14 protein-coding genes and 1 tRNA gene are annotated in these 16,594 nt (G+C 63.7%); 8 read left to right on the top strand and 7 right to left on the bottom strand.

The features are described 5' to 3' along the window. Window positions 1-49 precede the first annotated feature (49 nt). The 5 genes from betI (at window position 50) to betB (ending at window position 6,367) form a co-directional block, all read left to right on the top strand. Window positions 50-634, top strand: coding sequence for a choline-binding transcriptional repressor BetI (betI, locus tag AC1DYO_RS12850; RefSeq protein ID WP_477263673.1), 585 nt, complete (start codon window positions 50-52; stop codon window positions 632-634). After that, window positions 631-2,160, top strand: coding sequence for a choline-sulfatase (betC, locus tag AC1DYO_RS12845; protein ID WP_477263671.1), 1,530 nt, complete (start codon window positions 631-633; stop codon window positions 2,158-2,160). Before betI ends, betC begins: the two co-directional genes overlap by 4 nt. Further along, on the top strand, window positions 2,157-3,155 hold the full coding sequence (locus AC1DYO_RS12840) for a threonine/serine dehydratase (RefSeq protein WP_477263669.1): 999 nt from the start codon (window positions 2,157-2,159) through the stop codon (window positions 3,153-3,155). The genes betC and AC1DYO_RS12840 overlap by 4 nt, the downstream gene beginning before the upstream one ends. Beyond that, on the top strand, window positions 3,148-4,800 hold the full coding sequence (gene betA / locus AC1DYO_RS12835) for a choline dehydrogenase (RefSeq protein WP_477263667.1): 1,653 nt from the start codon (window positions 3,148-3,150) through the stop codon (window positions 4,798-4,800). Before AC1DYO_RS12840 ends, betA begins: the two co-directional genes overlap by 8 nt. 103 nt (window positions 4,801-4,903) lie before the next feature. Further along, on the top strand, window positions 4,904-6,367 hold the full coding sequence (gene betB, locus AC1DYO_RS12830) for a betaine-aldehyde dehydrogenase (protein ID WP_477263665.1): 1,464 nt from the start codon (window positions 4,904-4,906) through the stop codon (window positions 6,365-6,367). A gap of 197 nt (window positions 6,368-6,564) precedes the next feature. Here betB and AC1DYO_RS12825 read toward each other — a convergent pair whose 3' ends face one another. Next, entirely contained in the window at window positions 6,565-8,802 is a 2,238-nt protein-coding gene (locus AC1DYO_RS12825) for a mannose-1-phosphate guanylyltransferase/mannose-6-phosphate isomerase (RefSeq protein ID WP_477263663.1), read from the bottom strand. A gap of 51 nt (window positions 8,803-8,853) precedes the next feature. Beyond that, a complete protein-coding gene (locus AC1DYO_RS12820; RefSeq protein WP_477263661.1) occupies window positions 8,854-9,753 on the bottom strand; it encodes a LysR family transcriptional regulator in 900 nt (299 codons plus the stop codon). A 97-nt stretch (window positions 9,754-9,850) separates the two neighbouring features. Here AC1DYO_RS12820 and AC1DYO_RS12815 point away from each other — a divergent pair, with 97 nt between their 5' ends. After that, on the top strand, window positions 9,851-10,744 hold the full coding sequence (locus AC1DYO_RS12815) for an NmrA/HSCARG family protein (RefSeq protein ID WP_477263659.1): 894 nt from the start codon (window positions 9,851-9,853) through the stop codon (window positions 10,742-10,744). 2 nt (window positions 10,745-10,746) lie between these two features. On the opposite strand, the gene AC1DYO_RS12810 is transcribed toward AC1DYO_RS12815, so the two are convergent. Next, window positions 10,747-12,267, bottom strand: coding sequence for a phosphomannomutase/phosphoglucomutase (locus tag AC1DYO_RS12810; RefSeq protein ID WP_477263657.1), 1,521 nt, complete (start codon window positions 12,265-12,267; stop codon window positions 10,747-10,749). Window positions 12,268-12,468: 201 nt separating this feature from the next. Here AC1DYO_RS12810 and AC1DYO_RS12805 point away from each other — a divergent pair. Both AC1DYO_RS12805 and AC1DYO_RS12800 read left to right on the top strand, forming a co-directional pair. Continuing rightward, a tRNA-Pro gene (locus AC1DYO_RS12805) sits at window positions 12,469-12,545 on the top strand. Window positions 12,546-12,720: 175 nt separating this feature from the next. After that, on the top strand, window positions 12,721-13,065 hold the full coding sequence (locus tag AC1DYO_RS12800; protein ID WP_477263655.1) for a hypothetical protein: 345 nt from the start codon (window positions 12,721-12,723) through the stop codon (window positions 13,063-13,065). A gap of 59 nt (window positions 13,066-13,124) precedes the next feature. Here the strand turns inward: AC1DYO_RS12800 and AC1DYO_RS12795 are convergent, their stop codons facing one another. From AC1DYO_RS12795 to AC1DYO_RS12780, 4 genes are all read right to left on the bottom strand, one after another. Next, on the bottom strand, window positions 13,125-13,484 hold the full coding sequence (locus AC1DYO_RS12795) for a helix-turn-helix transcriptional regulator (RefSeq protein ID WP_181058241.1): 360 nt from the start codon (window positions 13,482-13,484) through the stop codon (window positions 13,125-13,127). A gap of 9 nt (window positions 13,485-13,493) precedes the next feature. Beyond that, window positions 13,494-13,742, bottom strand: a complete 249-nt coding sequence (locus AC1DYO_RS12790; protein WP_477263653.1) for a type II toxin-antitoxin system RelE family toxin — start codon at window positions 13,740-13,742, stop codon at window positions 13,494-13,496. Window positions 13,743-13,809: 67 nt separating this feature from the next. Further along, entirely contained in the window at window positions 13,810-15,429 is a 1,620-nt protein-coding gene (locus AC1DYO_RS12785; RefSeq protein ID WP_477263651.1) for an ABC transporter ATP-binding protein, read from the bottom strand. A gap of 33 nt (window positions 15,430-15,462) precedes the next feature. Continuing rightward, a complete protein-coding gene (locus AC1DYO_RS12780) occupies window positions 15,463-16,590 on the bottom strand; it encodes an ABC transporter permease (RefSeq protein ID WP_477263649.1) in 1,128 nt (375 codons plus the stop codon). Window positions 16,591-16,594 lie beyond the last annotated feature (4 nt).

Raw genomic sequence — 16,594 nt, 5'->3', positions numbered from 1 at the left:
TGACGGATCAATAAAAAATAATCATGCAGGCCAAGAGCCGGGAACAACAATGCCGAAAGTCGGAATGGAACCGTTGCGCCGCAGGGCGCTCATCGACGCGACGATCTCGGCGATCGGCGAGCGCGGCTCGCTCGACGTGACCATGTCGGAGATTGCCGGCCGCGCCGGCGTGTCGTCGGCACTAGCGCACCACTATTTCGGCGCCAAGGATGAACTGCTGCTGGCGACGATGCGGCACATATTGGCCGAGCTGACCATCGACATGCGGCGCGCCCTGCAATCCGCTAGTTCGCCGCGCGAACGTGTCTCGGCCGTGGTGGCCGTCAACTTCTCCGACATCCAGTTCCAGCCGGAAACCATCGCCGCCTGGCTCGCCTTCTATGTCGAGGCGCAAAAATCATCGGCCTTGCGCCGACTGCTCAGGGTCTATGCGCGGCGGCTGCATTCGAACCTGATGAGCGGACTGACCGGCATCCTGGCCAGGCACGAAGCCGACCGCGCGGCGGAAGCGACCGCGGCGCTGATCGACGGGCTCTACATCAGACGGGCGCTGAAGGACGGCGTGCCGGACGCGGCGACCGCGATCGCGCTGGTCGAGGACTATCTGGAAATCAAACTCAGCGGGCGACAGTGACCGGCAAGCGACCCAACATCCTGATCGTCATGGTCGATCAGCTCAACGGCACGCTGTTTGCGGACGGGCCGGCGGACTTCCTGCACGCGCCGCATCTCAAGGCGCTGGCCGCGCGCTCGGCGCGCTTCCAGAACAATTATACGGCCTCGCCGCTCTGCGCGCCCGGTCGCGCCGCCTTCATGAGCGGGCAATTGCCGTCGCGCACTCAAGTCTACGACAATGCCGCCGAGTTCGCCTCCTCGATCCCAACCTATGCGCACCATCTGCGCGCCGCTGGCTACTACACCTGCCTGTCGGGCAAGATGCATTTCGTCGGGCCTGACCAGTTGCACGGTTTCGAAGAGCGGCTGACCMCTGACATCTATCCCGCCGATTTCGGCTGGACGCCGGACTACCGCAAGCCCGGCGAGCGCATCGACTGGTGGTATCACAATCTGGGCTCGGTGACCGGCGCCGGGACCGCCGAGATCACCAACCAGATGGAGTATGACGACGAGGTCGCCTTCCACGCCGTGCAAAAGCTCTACGATCTTGCCCGTACCTCCGATGATGCGGCCAGCCGGCCCTGGTGCCTGACCGTTTCCTTCACCCACCCGCACGACCCCTATGTCACACGGCGGCAATATTGGGATCTCTATGAAGACTGTCCGGCGCTGGAGCCGAAAGTGGGTTTCATCGCCTATGCCGATCAGGACCCGCATTCGCAACGGCTCTACCGCGCCAGCGACTACGACAGTTTCAACATCACGCCGGAGCAGATCCGCCGCTCGCGGCGCGGCTACTTCGCCAACATCTCCTATCTCGACGACAAGGTCGGCGAGCTGATGTCGGTGCTGGAACGCACGCGCATGCTGGACGACACCATCATCCTGTTCTGCTCCGACCATGGCGACATGCTTGGCGAGCGCGGCCTGTGGTTCAAGATGAACTTTTTCGAGGGCTCGGCGCGGGTGCCGCTGATGATCGCCGGCAAGGGCATTGCGGCGGGGTTGATCGACGCGCCCGTTTCCAACCTCGACGTGACGCCGACGCTGTGCGATCTCGCCGGCATCGACATTTCCGCAATCGCGCCATGGACCGACGGCCAGTCGCTGCTGCCGTTGATCGAGGGCACGAAACGCGACGCCCCGGTGCTGATGGAATACGCCGCCGAGGGCTCCAACGCACCGTTGGTGGCGATCCGCGACGGCCGCTACAAATTCATCCATTGCGAGATCGACCCGCCGCTTCTGTTCGACCTCGAAGCCGATCCGCGCGAGCTGACCAATCTTGCCACCGATCCGGCGCATGCCGATCTGGTCGCAGCCTTCACAGCAGCGGTGCGGGCGCGCTGGGACATGGCCGCCTTCGATGCCGCCGTGCGCGCCAGCCAGGCACGGCGCTGGGTGGTCTATCCCGCATTGCGCAACGGCACGCACTACCCCTGGGAGTTCCAGCCGCTGCAAAAGGCCTCGGAACGCTACATGCGCAACCACATGAACCTCGACAATCTCGAGGAACAGAAACGCTTTCCGCGAGGCGAATGATGACCATTGTCCCCTCCCTCGATCACCTCAGGCAGGCCTATGCCGTGACGTCGAAGGCGACGCAGATCACGCCTTTGCTCGAATCGGCAGCCTTGGCCAAGGAGACGGGTGCTGCCCGCGTCTTCATCAAGCCGGAATCGCTGCAATGGGCAGGCTCGTTCAAAGTCCGCGGCGCCTATTGGCGGCTGAAGCGGCTGTCATCTGACGAGGCGAAGAAGGGCGTCGTCGCCTACTCCTCTGGCAATTTCGCGCAAGGGCTGGCGGCGGCGGGCCAGGCGCTCTGTATTCCCGTCACCATCGTCATGCCGATCGACGCGCCGGCCGCCAAGCGCGATGCGACAGCAGGCTATGGCGCGCGTGTCGTGCTGACCGATCATGGCGATCGCGCTCGGGAGGAAGTCGCTGCCGCCAAGGCGCGCGAGATCGCCGAGACCGAAGGCCTCGCGCTGCTGCATCCGTTCGACGATCCGGAGATCGTCGCCGGCCAGGCCGGCGCGGGCCTTGAAGCGCTGGAGCAGCTTGCGGCCAAGGGCGCTGAGGCCGACCTGTTGTTCTGCTCGGTCGGCGGCGGCGGACTGATTGGCGGCGTGTCGCTCGCCTTCCACTATCTGTCGCCCGCAACCGAGATCATCGGCGTTGAGCCGGAAGGGTTCAACGGCATGGGCTCGTCTCTGGCGCATGGCGCCATCGAGACCATGCCGATCGCGCCGAAGTCGATCTGCGACGGGCTGATGTCGCGGCGGCCGGGCGATGCCCCCTTCGCGGCGGTTAAGGCCGCCGGCGTGCGCGGCATCACCGTCGACGACGCGTCTGTGCGGCGGGCAATGAAGATCGCCTTCGAACGGATGAAGCTGGTGCTCGAACCATCGGGCGCCGCGTCGCTGGCGGCACTGCTTGGCGGCAAGGTGAATGTGGCGGGTAAAACCGTCCTGGTTGTGGCTACCGGCGGCAACGTTTCGCTCGCCGATTTCATGGCGCATATGAACCATGCTTGAAGCAGATTTCGTCATCATCGGCTCCGGCTCGGCCGGCTCGGCCATGGCCTACCGGCTGTCGGAAGACGGCAAGCATTCGGTCATCGTCATCGAGTTCGGCGGCACCGATATCGGGCCGCTGATCCAGATGCCGTCGGCGCTGTCGATCCCCCTCAACATGAGCCTTTACGACTGGGGCTTTGCCAGCGAGCCGGAGCCGCATCTCGGCGGCCGTGTGCTGGCGACGCCGCGCGGCAAGGTGATCGGCGGTTCGTCGTCGATCAACGGCATGGTCTATGTGCGCGGCCATGCCCGCGACTTCGACCATTGGGCCGAAGAGGGTGCGACCGGCTGGGGCTTCGCCGACGTACTGCCCTACTTCAAGCGGATGGAGGACAATGACGGCGGCGAGGACGGCTGGCGCGGCCATGGTGGCCCGCTGCATGTGCAGCGCGGCCCGCGCAAGAATCCGCTCTACGGCGCCTTTGTCGAGGCCGGCCGTCAGGCGGGTTTTGAGCTGACCGACGACTACAACGGTTCGAAGCAGGAAGGCTTCGGACCGATGGAACAGACCATTCGCGGCGGCCGCCGCTGGTCTGCAGCGAGTGCCTATCTGAAGCCGGCTCTCAAGCGGCAAAATGTCAGTGTGGTCAAAGGCTTCGCCCGCCGGGTGATCATCGAGAATCACCGCGCCGTCGGCGTCGAGATCGAAGCTCACAAACAGATTCAAGTCGTTAAGGCACGACGTGAGGTCATCGTCGCCGCATCGTCGATCAATTCGCCCAAGATCCTGATGCTGTCCGGCATCGGCCCGGCCGCGCATCTTGCCGAAAACGGCATCCAGGTCGTGGCCGACCGTCCTGGCGTCGGCCGCAATCTGCAGGATCATATGGAGCTCTACATCCAGCAGGAATCGACACAGCCGATCACGCTGAACTCGGTGCTGAACCCATTCTCCAAGGCGCTGATCGGGGCGCAGTGGCTGTTCTTCAAGACCGGGCTCGGCGCCACCAACCATTTCGAGGCGGCGGCCTTCGTGCGCTCGCAGGCCGGCGTCGACTACCCCGACATCCAGTATCACTTCATCCCGGCGGCGGTGCGCTATGACGGCAAGGCGGTGGCGAAGGCGCATGGCTTCCAGGCGCATGTCGGGCCGATGCGCTCGAAGTCGCGCGGCTCGGTGACGCTGCGCTCGCCCGACCCCAAAGCGACGCCGGTGATCCGCTTCAACTACATGTCGCATCCAGACGACTGGACGGAGTTCCGCCACTGCATCAGGCTGACCCGCGAGATCTTCGGCCAGAAGGCTTTCGACAGTTTCCGCGGCAAGGAAATCTCGCCGGGTTCGCACGTCCAGTCGGACGAGGATCTCGACGCCTTCATCCGGGATCATGCCGAGAGTGCCTACCACCCGTGCGGCACCTGCAAGATGGGCCGCGCCGATGACATCATGAGCGTGGTCGATCCGGAGTGCCGGGTCATCGGTGTCGACGGCCTGCGTGTCGCGGACTCCTCGATCTTTCCGCGCGTCACCAACGGCAACCTCAACGCGCCGTCGATCATGACCGGCGAGAAAGCATCCGACCACATCCTCGGCCGCACACCGCTGGCGCCGTCCAACCAGGAACCCTGGATCAATCCGCGCTGGCAGGTCGCGGATCGATAGGGCATTGTCGGGCGGAGTGCTTCCGCCAAACTAAAGTGCTACAGCGACCTTTGCGCGTCCAAGAGGACGCGCGGCGCTGTAGGAAGATCATTGGAGACTTCATATGCGCGCCCAGCCAACGGCATCGCACTATGTCAACGGCCGCTATATCGAGGACGAAGGCGGCGCGCCGCTGCCGGTGATCTATCCGGCAACGGGTGAGATCATCGCGACGCTGCATTCAGCGACGCCGAATGTGCTGGAACTCGCCATCGAGGCCGCACGCGCGGCACAGCCCGCCTGGGCGCGGCTGAAGCCGGTGGAGCGCGGCCGCATCCTGCGCCGCGCCGCCGACATTCTGCGCGCCCGTAACGCCGACCTCGCCCGCATCGAGACGCTCGACACCGGCAAGGCGATCCAGGAAACGCTGGTGGCGGACGCGCCTTCGGCTGCCGATTGCCTCGAATATTTCGGCGGCGCGGTCGCCGCCTTCAACGGCGAGGCCATCGATCTCGGCGGGCCCTTTGCCTATACGCGCCGCGAGGCGCTGGGTGTGTGCGTCGGCATCGGCGCCTGGAACTATCCGATCCAGATCGCCGGGTGGAAATCCGCGCCGGCGCTCGCCATGGGCAACGCCATGGTCTTCAAGCCGTCGGAGAACACGCCACTGTCGGCGCTGGCACTGGCCGAGATCTACAGCGAGGCCGGCCTGCCCGACGGGCTGTTCAACGTCGTGCAAGGCTATGGCGACGTCGGCGCCGGCCTTGTCGGCCATGATGTCGTTGCCAAAGTGTCGGTGACCGGCTCGGTGCCGACCGGCCGTAAGGTGCTGTCGCTCGCCGGCTCGAAGATGAAGCACGCGACGATGGAGCTCGGCGGCAAGTCGCCGCTGATCGTCTTCGACGACGCCGATCTCGAAAACGCCATTGGCGGCGCCATGCTCGGCAATTTCTACTCCACGGGCCAGATCTGCTCCAACGGCACGCGTGTGTTCGTGCAGAGCGGCATCCACGACCGCTTCGTCGACCGGCTGGTCGAGCGGACGAAAAAGATCCGCATCGGCGATCCGCTCGACCCGGAAACGCAGATGGGACCGCTGGTCAACAAGGCGCAGCAGGAAAAGGTTGTCTCCTACATCAAGGCCGGCCAGCAGGATGGCGCGACGCTGGCCTGCGGCGGCAACGTTCCGTCGCTACAGGGTTTTGACGGCGGCTTCTTCATCGAGCCGACCGTGTTCACAGGCGTCACGGACACCATGCGCATTGCGCGTGAGGAGATTTTCGGCCCGGTGATGAGCGTGCTGAAATTTGACGGTGAGGACGAGGTCATCGACCGCGCCAACGACACCGAATTCGGCCTTGCTGCCGGCGTCTTCACCCGTGACCTGCAGCGCGCGCATCGCGTCATCGCCGAGCTGCAGGCGGGCACCTGCTGGATCAATGCCTACAATCTAACGCCGGTGGAAATCCCGTTCGGTGGGGTAAAGCAGTCAGGCATCGGGCGCGAGAATTCGCTGGCGGCGCTGGCGCTCTATTCGCAGCTCAAGGCGGTGTATGTCGAGACGGGGGACGTGGTGAGCCCGTATTGAGAAGTCGGCGGGACAGCGCCCCCCTCTGGCCTGCCGGCCATCTCCCCCTCAAGGGGGGAGATTAGATGTCGCGCGGGCTTTCGCCAATCTCAGGCGTTGCAGAAGGGGCGGCAAGGCCAAAACTGCCAATCTCCCCCCTTGAGGGGGAGATGTCCGGCAGGACAGAGGGGGGCGCGAAGGAACGAGGCGGCCGTTAACTAGCCCTTCTCCGCAGTCCCATCCAGATACTGCGTCAGCGCACAGACCAGGTGGTAGAAAATGCTGGCCGGCACATCACTCGCCAGCGAGCGGCCGCGTTCGTCGATGCGGTCGATCCAGAGGCCGAGCGGGGCGGGGTCGATGTGCCAGCGGAACAACCGACCGACGCGCGCCTCGATCTCGGGCTTGAGATCAGGACCGCCTGAACCGTCAAGTGCGATCGCCGCCTTGATCGCTTCGGCCTGCGGCCAGCTGCGAGACACGAGATCGAGCGGCAGGCCCTGTCTTGAGACAGCGCCATAGGCAAGGCCGGTGGCGCGGTTGAGGCCGTTGGCGATGGCCGAGGCATAGAGCTTGCGTGCAAAGCCGCTCAACTCGCTCTGGCCGCTGCGGGCGGCGAAGTCGGTGAGCAGCGAGGCCCATTCGAAATGATGGCCGGGCTCGGTCCATGTGCCCTTTTCGCCGGCAGCCGGCTTCCATCCGGCGTCGAAAAATTCGCCGAGCGTCCAGCTCTCGGCATCGAAGAAATGGCTGCGGAAGAGATCGATGATGCGGGCGGCGCGGCGCAGATAGGTGCGGTCGCCCGTCGCCTCGTACCAGGCCAGGAAAGCTTCGAGCAGGTGCATATGCGGGTTGGATCGCCGTTCGCCCTCGCCGTCCGACGTCTCGAGGAAGCCGGTCATGCGGCTGTCTTCGAGATGCGCGTCGAGGAACACGAAGGTCTCCTGGCCCAGCCGCAGCGCGTCCGGGTTGCCGCACATATGCGCATGCGCCAGCGCCAGCAGCACGCAGGAATGGTCGTAGGCGTCCTCGGTGGCGTCGGCGACGGAACCGTCGACATGGAGTGTGCGTACCCAGCCGCCTCTGTCGGTGCGGCCCTTGCCGGCCATGAAGGCGATGCCATGGCTAATCAGCCGGTCTGCCGGGCCGTCCCAGCCGCGCGCCTTGGCGACGGCGAAGGCATAGACCTGCCTGGCCATTGTGCGCATGCGCTTGGGCTTCATCAGCGGCTTGGCATCGAAGCCGAGCGCCTCGTGAAAACCGCCATGGCGCTCGTCGACGCCTGCGGTCGACCACAGCGGCAAGGTCTCCTCGAACAGCCAGTGATGCACGCGCCGCCGCCAGGCGCCGCTTTCTATGACGCGGTCGTGTGCTGGCGTAAACCGGGTTTCCAGCCGGCCCGATTTCTCCAACTGCTCTACGATCTTCTTCACGTGCTGGCTGTGGCTGACCGGAGCGACGAAGGTGGCATCCGCCGTCGAGACGATGGCGACGTCCTTCATGCCGATCGCCGACAACAGCCGGCCGTCGCTTCTGATATAGGAGTTCTCACAATCGATGGCGACGACATCGCCGACGACGACATTGCCCTTGGCGTCGGCAGGGCCGACATCGAGCAGCGACTGCCAGGAGCCGAGATCGTTCCAGCGGAAGCCGGCCGGCACCATGGCGATGTCTTTTGCGCGTTCCATGATGGCGTAGTCAATCGAGTTCGACGGGATGGCGGCGTAGAGGTCGAGCGGCATATAGAGGCCGGACAGATCCGATGTCGCGGCCTTGTAGGCGGTTTCCGTGGCCTGCCAGATATCAGGCTGGAACGCCGCGAAGGCATCGCGCATGGCGCCAGCGCGAAACAGGAAGATGCCGGTGTTCCAGTAGAAGGTGCCGGCCTTGAGATAGCTCTGCGCCGTGGCGAGGTCGGGTTTTTCGACGAAGCGCGAGACGTCGAAGACGCCGCCACTTTCGGCCGCGACTTCGATATAGCCATAGCCGGTTTCGGGCTGCGTCGGCTTGATACCGAACACCACCAGCCGGCCGGCAAGCGCTGCCTCACTGCCGGCCTCGACGCTCTGCCAGAATTGCTTCGGCGTGGCGATCTCATGGTCGGACGGCACCACCAGCACCAGGCTGTCGCCGAATTCGGAAAGCGTGCGCAGCGCGGCAAGCGCCACGGCGGCGGCGGTGTTACGGCCGGTCGGCTCGAACAGTGGGCCGCCGCCTGAGAGGTCGAGACCGGCAAGATCGGCATGGACGCGCTCGGCATGGCGCTCGGCGGCTATCAGGAAGATCGGCGTCTCGCCTTCCGACCGCGCTGTGAGCCGACGCAGCGTCTTGGCCAGCATCGAGCCGTCGCCGGAAAAATCGTGGAACTGTTTCGGATTGTCCTCGCGCGACAGCGGCCACAGCCGCGAACCGACGCCGCCGCTCATAACAAAACTGACGATGCGCTCGGTCATTCGGGTCTCGCGCTCAGGAGTTGTTGGGTCGATTGGGTAGCACGCATGCCTTTAAGCCGTGTTTACCTGGCTGGAAATCCGCTCGGCAGCCAGCTCGATGAAGGCCTTGACCAGCGGCGAAAGGTGACGGCTGCTCGGATAGAGAACGTGGAGGCCACCGGCCGGCGTCGTATGCTCCTTGAGAACGCGCCGCAACCGCCCTTCATTGATCAACCCCTCGGCAAGCACGTGGGGCAATTGGGCGATGCCGAAGCCCGCAAGCGTGGCTGCAATGACCGCCTGCATCTCATTGGCGGCGAAGCGGCCAGCCACGGCGACCGTCTCCTGGCCGCGCGGCCCATCCAGCACCCAGTGGGCACCCGACGTCGATGGACCAGCGACGACGCATTGATGGCGCGCGAGATCCACCGGCTCTTCCGGCACTCCGTGGCGCGCGAGATAGTCCGGGCTGGCGCAGAGCAGCCTGTGTGTGGAGCCGAGCTTGCGGGCGATCAGCGTCGAATCCTGGAGCACGCCGGTGCGGAAAGCGAGATCGATACCGTCCTCGACCAGATTGAGCCTGTCGTCGGTCAGCCGGAGCTCGACCTTGGTCTTTGGATACATTTTGAGAAAGTCGACCACGGCGGGGGTAAGGAAATGGCCGCCGAAGCCAACGGGGGCCGAAATGCGAATCGTGCCCGACGGCTCCGCCCTGGTTTCGGCAAGACGCAGATTGGCTTCCTCGATCGTCCGCAGCGCCTGGCTGCTCTGCTCGTAATAGAGACGCCCGGCAGCCGTCATGTTGAGGCTACGCGTCGTGCGCTGCAGCAGACGCACCCCAACCTCGCGCTCAAGCGCGGCAATGCGGCGGCTGACGGTCGTCTTGGGCATGGCCAGCAGGCGCGCGGCAGCGGTGAAGCTGCCGGCTTCGACGACGCGGGCGAACACGACGATGTCGTTGAGATCGAGCATTGTATCCAACAACGGGACAAAGTTTTCCAATTATAGGCAATTATGCATCAATGCGACAGACCCTAATTTTGGTCCAGCCAACAAAAGGAGCAGACCCATGATCAACAAACCAACCATTCTGGTGACCGGTGCTACCGGCCAGCAAGGCGGCGCGGTGGCGCGCGCCCTGCTGTCGAAAGGACATCGGGTGAAGGCGCTGACGCGCAAGCCAGAGAGCGAAGTCGCTCGGCGTTTGGCGGCGGCGGGCGCCGAAGTGGTGGCAGGCGATCTCGCCGATACGGCCTCCGTCGTGAGGGCCGCCGGAGACGTCGACACCATGTTCCTGATGGGCAACAGCTATGAGGCTGGCATGGAGGAAGAGACCCGCCAAGGGATTCTTGCCGCCGATGCGGCGAAGGCTGCCGGCGTTGGGCATCTGATCTATTCATCAGTTGCCAATGCCGACAAGAAAACCGGCATTCCGCATTTCGACAGCAAGTATCTCGTCGAGAAACATGTCGCCGGGCTCGGCATCCCCTATACGATCAGTGCGCCGGTCGCCTTCATGGAGAATGTCGTCGCACCATGGTCGATCAGCGCGCTCAGCCAGGGCACTTATGCCTTCGCGGTGCCGCCGAAGCGCGTCCTTCAGCTGGTCGCTCTGGCTGACATCGGCGCCTTCGTTGCGGCCTTGGCCGAGCGGCGCGAACAGGTGTTCGGCAAGCGCTTCGATTTCGCCGGGGACGAATTGTCGGGCGAAGAGGAGGCAAAAATCCTGTCGGAGGCCATCGGGCGTCCGATCAGCTATCAGGAAATCCCGATCGCCGTGGCTCGCCAGCAAAGCGAGGATGCGGCGCGGATGTTCGAGTGGTTCGACCGCGTCGGCTACGACGTCGATATCGCCGCCCTGCACAGGGAATTTCCAGAGGTCGGCTGGCACAGTTTTGCCGACTGGGCGCGCGAGTTCGACTGGAGCGCCCTCGGGCGGACATCTTCAACGGCCAACCGCTGATCCTAGAACGTCTGGTTGTAGGCGCTGACGTCCGGGCTTCGGCGCAGCACGGCGTCGACGGCCTCGAACATCTGGCGGCGGCGCTCGGACGATACCGGGCTTTCGACAACCACGACAAGCTCCGGCTTGTTCGAGGACGCCCGCACCAGCCCCCAAGTGCCGTCCTCGGCGACGACGCGCACGCCGTTGACGGTGATGAGGTCTGATATCTTCTGGCCGGCAAAGGTCTCGCCATCGCGCTGCATCGCTTGGAAGTCCGCCACCACCCGCTCGACCACGCCATACTTCACATCGTCGGCGCAATGCGGCGACATGGTCGGCGTGCCATAGGTCAGCGGAAGCGCGCGGTAGAGGTCGGCCATCGAACTCTTTGGGTTGCGGTCGAGCATCTCACAAATGGCGATGGCGGTGACGAGACCATCATCGTAGCCGCGGCCGATCGGCGGGTTGAAAAAGAAATGGCCCGACTTCTCGAAGCCGGCAACGGCGCCGAGCTCGGCGACACGGCGCTTGATATAGGAATGGCCGGTCTTCCAGTAATCCGTGACGGCGCCATTGGCGCGCAGCACACTGTCGGTGTTGAACAGTCCGGTCGACTTGACGTCGACGACGAAGGTCGAGCCGGGATATTGGCTGGAAATGTCGCGCGCCAGCATGACGCCGACCTTGTCGGCAAAAATCTCGTTGCCCTCATTGTCGACCACACCGCAACGGTCGCCGTCGCCGTCGAAGCCCAGCCCGACATCGGCGCCAGTCTCCAGCACCTTGTCGCGGATGGCATGCAGCATCTGCATGTCTTCGGGATTGGGGTTATAGCGCGGAAAAGTGTGGTCGAGCTCGACGTCGAGCGGGATCACCTCGCAGCCGATGCGCTCCAGCGCCTGCGGCGCGAAGGCGCCGGCGGTGCCGTTGCCGCAAGCGGCCACGACCCTGAGCTTGCGCGCGATGCGCTTACCCTTGGTCAGGTCATCGAGATAGGTCCCGCGAAAACCGGAGACGAATTCGTAGGAGCCGCCGCCGGCAAGATCGAAGTCGCCGGCCAGCACAATCTGTTTCAGGGCGCTCATTTCCTCCGGCCCGAACGTCAGCGGCCGCGCCGCGCCCATCTTGACCCCGGTCCAGCCGTTTTCATTGTGCGACGCGGTGACCATGGCGACCGACGGCGCGTCGAGAGCGAACTGGGCGAAATAGGCCATCGGCGACAACGCGAGGCCGATGTCTTTTACCCTGGCGCCCGCAGCCATCAGGCCGGAGACCAGCGCCAACTTGATGCCGAGCGAATAGGCGCGGAAATCATGGCCGGTGACGATGTCGGGCCCGGCGCCCAGGCGGCGAGTCAAAGTGCCCAGCCCCATGCCGAGCGCCTGGACGCCGATCAGGTTCAACTCCGGCGGCTGCGCGGAGCCGGCATGCCCGAACCACCAGCGCGCATCATATTCACGAAATCCGGACGCCTTGATCAGCGCCTCGGTTTCGAATTCGAAGCTGTTGGGTCGGGCGTCGCCAACGATTTTCAGGGGCAAGGCAGCAGAGCTCCAGATGGCGAAAACACGATTTATCGAGGCTGCGACCTAGCACACAAGGCTTTAAGCCTGGTTTATCCCCGGGGAGGAAATCCTGGCTTTGCGGCGATGCCCGACGAAAGCGAAGGAAATGCGACAGAAGCGCTGCCATTGCCGCTTGCAGGAACGAGATGCGGCAGCTATAAGCCCGCGGTCTGGTCACGGAGTGTAGCGCAGCCTGGTAGCGCACCTCGTTCGGGACGAGGGGGTCGCAGGTTCAAATCCTGCCACTCCGACCAGAAAAAACAGACACTTAGGTGTCCGTTTCTCCCGATCTCCCACAAGATACCTTAAAGGCAAACCGGCGGCATCGGAGTCCGGTGTGCGCATGGTATTTTGACGAGACAACCATCTGCGCTACCTCGATAATAGGACAACCGCCGAAACAGCGGCCCGGAACGAGGTTTGCGGAAGATGACGTTGTTGATTTCAAACGCAGGCCGACTGTCAGCGCTGCTTGCCCTGTCCCTTGCGGCAGGCTGCTCATCGCTGGGCAGCACGGTCAACCCAACGAAATACGACAGCGTGTCATGCACCGAGCTCAACAATGCCGTTGGCGATATCGCACGCGACATCTCACAGACCGCCATCACCCGCGGCAAGGTCGCCAACACCAGCGTTCCGAAGTGGCTGCTCGGCGGCGCTCGCGTGAAGAGCGCAGTCGCCAATCGTGAGACAGCCAGGATCGAAAAGCTGAAGCAACAACAAGACGCGATTATCGCTATACGGGCCAGCAGGTGTTCGACGTCGCCGAGATAGCAGAGCTGCGTGGTTTAGATTCGCCTGACAAGTCAGATCAAGCGCGCCGGCATATCCATTCAGTCCTCGTCAACCAGCTGATCGACCGGTACGTCGAGTGCGCGCGATAGCCGTAGCCATAGTCCGACATCGCCACCTCGCTTGCCGTTCTCGATCGCCGATAGCATGTTTTGTGAAATGCCGACTTCCGCCGCCAGGGCCGTCTGAGTCTTGCTCCTCTTCCCCCGCCAGAAGGCAAGCGGCGATGCGGCATTGGCAAAGGCGAGCGCCTCATCGGCGGTGAAGCCAGGAGCCTCGCCGGCTCGATAGCTCGCCACCTCACGGGCACGCGCAGCCCGGTCCTGCAGCGCATCGAGTTCTGCGCGCGGCAAGACCGCCATTTCGTCGCCCTTGGGTGTGGTGAAGTAGTGGATACTCATTGCCACTTCCTACTCGTAGATGGAGCCGCGCGGGCCGATCCTGCTGACGATGATCTCATCGTCCGACTGGGTGAAGATGATGCGGTAGTCTCCGACACGCAGCCGCATTTCATCTGAACCAACCAGTTTCTTGACGTTGTTGGCCATGGCTTCCGGCGTCTCGGCATAGACCGCGATCTTGTCGACTATGCGAGCGGCATCAGCCTTGTGCTTGCGCAGCGATTTGATTGCGGCAGCCAGGTAGACAACCCGCTTCACGGATCAATATCTCACATTGCAATAACTAGATCAACAAATAAATCTCATACTGAGATATCTTTGAATCTCAAGCACTCAACCTGAAGCGCGTGACATCGATCGCCGCGTTCATCAGCGTCTGCGTGTAGGCGGCCTGCGGATTGCTGAAGATCTCTTCGGTCGGGCCTTCCTCGACGATCTTGCCCTGTTTCATGACGATGATGTAGTCGGCCATGGCGCGTACGACCGCGAGGTCGTGGCTGATGAAGAGGTAGGACAGTTCGTGGTCGGCCTGCAGCTTGCGCAGCAGTTCGACGATCTGCTTCTGCACCGAGCGGTCGAGTGCGGAGGTCGGTTCGTCCAGCACCACCACTTTCGGCTTCAGGATCATGGCGCGGGCAATGGCGATGCGTTGGCGCTGGCCGCCGGAGAATTCGTGCGGATAGCGGTTGCGCGCATTGGGGTCGAGGCCGACCTCGAGTAGTGCCTCCACGGCGCGCTGGTCGCGCTGCTTGCCGGACAAGGAGGGCTCATGCACCAGAAGCCCTTCGGTGATGACCTGGCCAACGGTCATGCGCGGCGACAGCGAGCCGAACGGGTCCTGGAAGACCAGCTGCAATTCGCGCCGGAGTGGCCGCATCGCGTGGCGGTCGGCGGTTGAAATATCACGGTCGCCGAAGCGGATGACGCCGTCGCTCGGCAACAACCTCAGCAGTGCGCGGCCGAGCGTCGATTTTCCCGAGCCGGATTCGCCGACGATGCCGATCGTCTGGTTGCGTTTCAGCCGGATCGAAATGTGGTCGACGGCACGCAGAAGCAGCGGCTCGCCGGCGAGGAAACCGCCGCCGATCTTGAAGGTCACCTCGACGTTCCTGCCTTCGAGCAGCACCGGCGCATTGGCCGGCGGCGGCGCCTTGGTGCCGGTCGGTTCGGCGGCCAGAAGCATTTTCGTATAGGCATGCTGCGGATTGGCAAACAGCGCTTCGGCCTCACCTTCCTCGACCACCTCGCCGTAGCGCATGACATAGACGCGGTCGGCAAAGCGCCGGACGATGCCGAGGTCGTGGGTGATGAAGACGATGGCCATGCCGAGCTTGCGCTGCAGTTCGGCGAGCAGCACCAGGATCTGTGCCTGGATGGTGACGTCAAGCGCCGTCGTCGGCTCGTCGGCGATCAGGATGTCGGGGTCGTTGGCCAGCGCCATGGCGATCATGACGCGCTGGCGCTGACCGCCGGACATTTCGTGCGGATAGGATTTCATCCGCCGCTCGGGATCGGGAATATGCACCAGCCTAAGCAACTTGAGCGCCTCTTCCCGCGCCTCGGCCGCGTTCAGCCCGCGATGCTTGCGGATCGGCTCCATCAGCTGGTTGCCGATCGAATAGAGCGGATCGAGCGAGGTCATCGGCTCCTGGAAGATCATGCTGATCTTGGCGCCGCGGACCTTGTTGAGATCGGCCTTGCTCATAGTCAAAAGGTTGCGGCCGCGATAGTCGACATGGCCTGTCGCCTCGCCGTTGGACGCCAGCAGGCTCATCGCCGCCATCATCGTCTGGCTCTTGCCGGAGCCGGACTCGCCGACGACGGCGACGGTCTCGCCGGCATTGACGTGGATGTTGATGCCCTTGACCGCTTCGACGGCGCCGTCGAGCGTGCGGAAGCGTACGCGCAGGTCCTTGACGCTGAGGATCGTTTCGGGAGTGTCCATCTCAACGGTCCCCATTTTTATCGATCCCCATCTTTATCGATCTCTCGGGTCGAGCGCGTCGCGCAGGCCGTCGCCGACGAAGTTCAGCGCAAACAGCGTCGAGACGAGGAAGAAGGCCGGAAACAGGAGCAGCCAGTTGGCGGTGCCGATGTTCTTGGCGCCAACCGAGATCAGCACGCCCCAGCTGGTCATCGGCTCCTGCACGCCAAGGCCGAGGAAGGACAGGAAGCTTTCCAGGATGATGACCTGCGGCACCAGCAGCGTCATGTAGATCACCACTGGTCCGAGCAGATTGGGGATGACATGGCGCAGCAGGATGCCGCGCTGGCCGACGCCCATGGCTTCGGCCGCCTGGACATATTCCTGCCGGCGGATCGACAGCGCCTGGCCGCGCACGATGCGCGCCATGTCGAGCCACAGCACCGCCCCGACCGCTAAAAACATCAGCACGAAGTTGCGGCCGAAGAACACCACCAGCATGATGACGAAGAAGATGAAGGGCAAGGAATAGAGCACGTCGACGATGCGCATCATCACCTCGTCGATCTTGCCGCCGGAAAAGCCGGCCGCCGCCCCGTAAAGCACGCCGATGACCACAGCGACAACGCCGGCAAGCAGGCCGATGGCCAGCGAAATGCGCCCTGCCATCAGCGTGCGGGACAACAGATCGCGGCCGGTATTGTCGGTGCCGAACAGGAAATATTGCTGCTTGACCGACGCGGTCATCGTCACTTCGAGCCCGTCGGCCGATTTGCTCTCGATCTTGGTATCGTCGAAGGCATCCGAGCGGTCGAGATAGCGGATGTTGCGGTCGTCAATCGGTTTGGTCGAGGTGACGGTGACGGTGACGCGATTGCCGTCCTGTTTCCACTCCTTGATGTCGACGCGCATGCGCTTGATCGCATCGGTGAGCGCCGTCTCGATCATGTCGGCCTTCGGATAGGGGCTGAAACTCGGCGGCGTGCGCACATAGTCGGCATAGATGGTGGTGTATTGGTGCGGCACAAACCAGGGGCCAAACACGCTGATGACGCCAATGAAGACCAAGTAGTAGAGGCTGAACATGGCGGCGCGGTTGGCTTTGAGGCGCGCCCATGCGTCGGCCCAGAGCGAGCGGCCGACAACGGCCGGTGGAGCGGCGGCGGCTGTGATATCAGTCATAGCG

It is taken from the genome of Mesorhizobium sp. P2_F5 (assembly GCF_056403715.1).
This window is presented reverse-complemented; position numbering and strand designations above follow the sequence as displayed.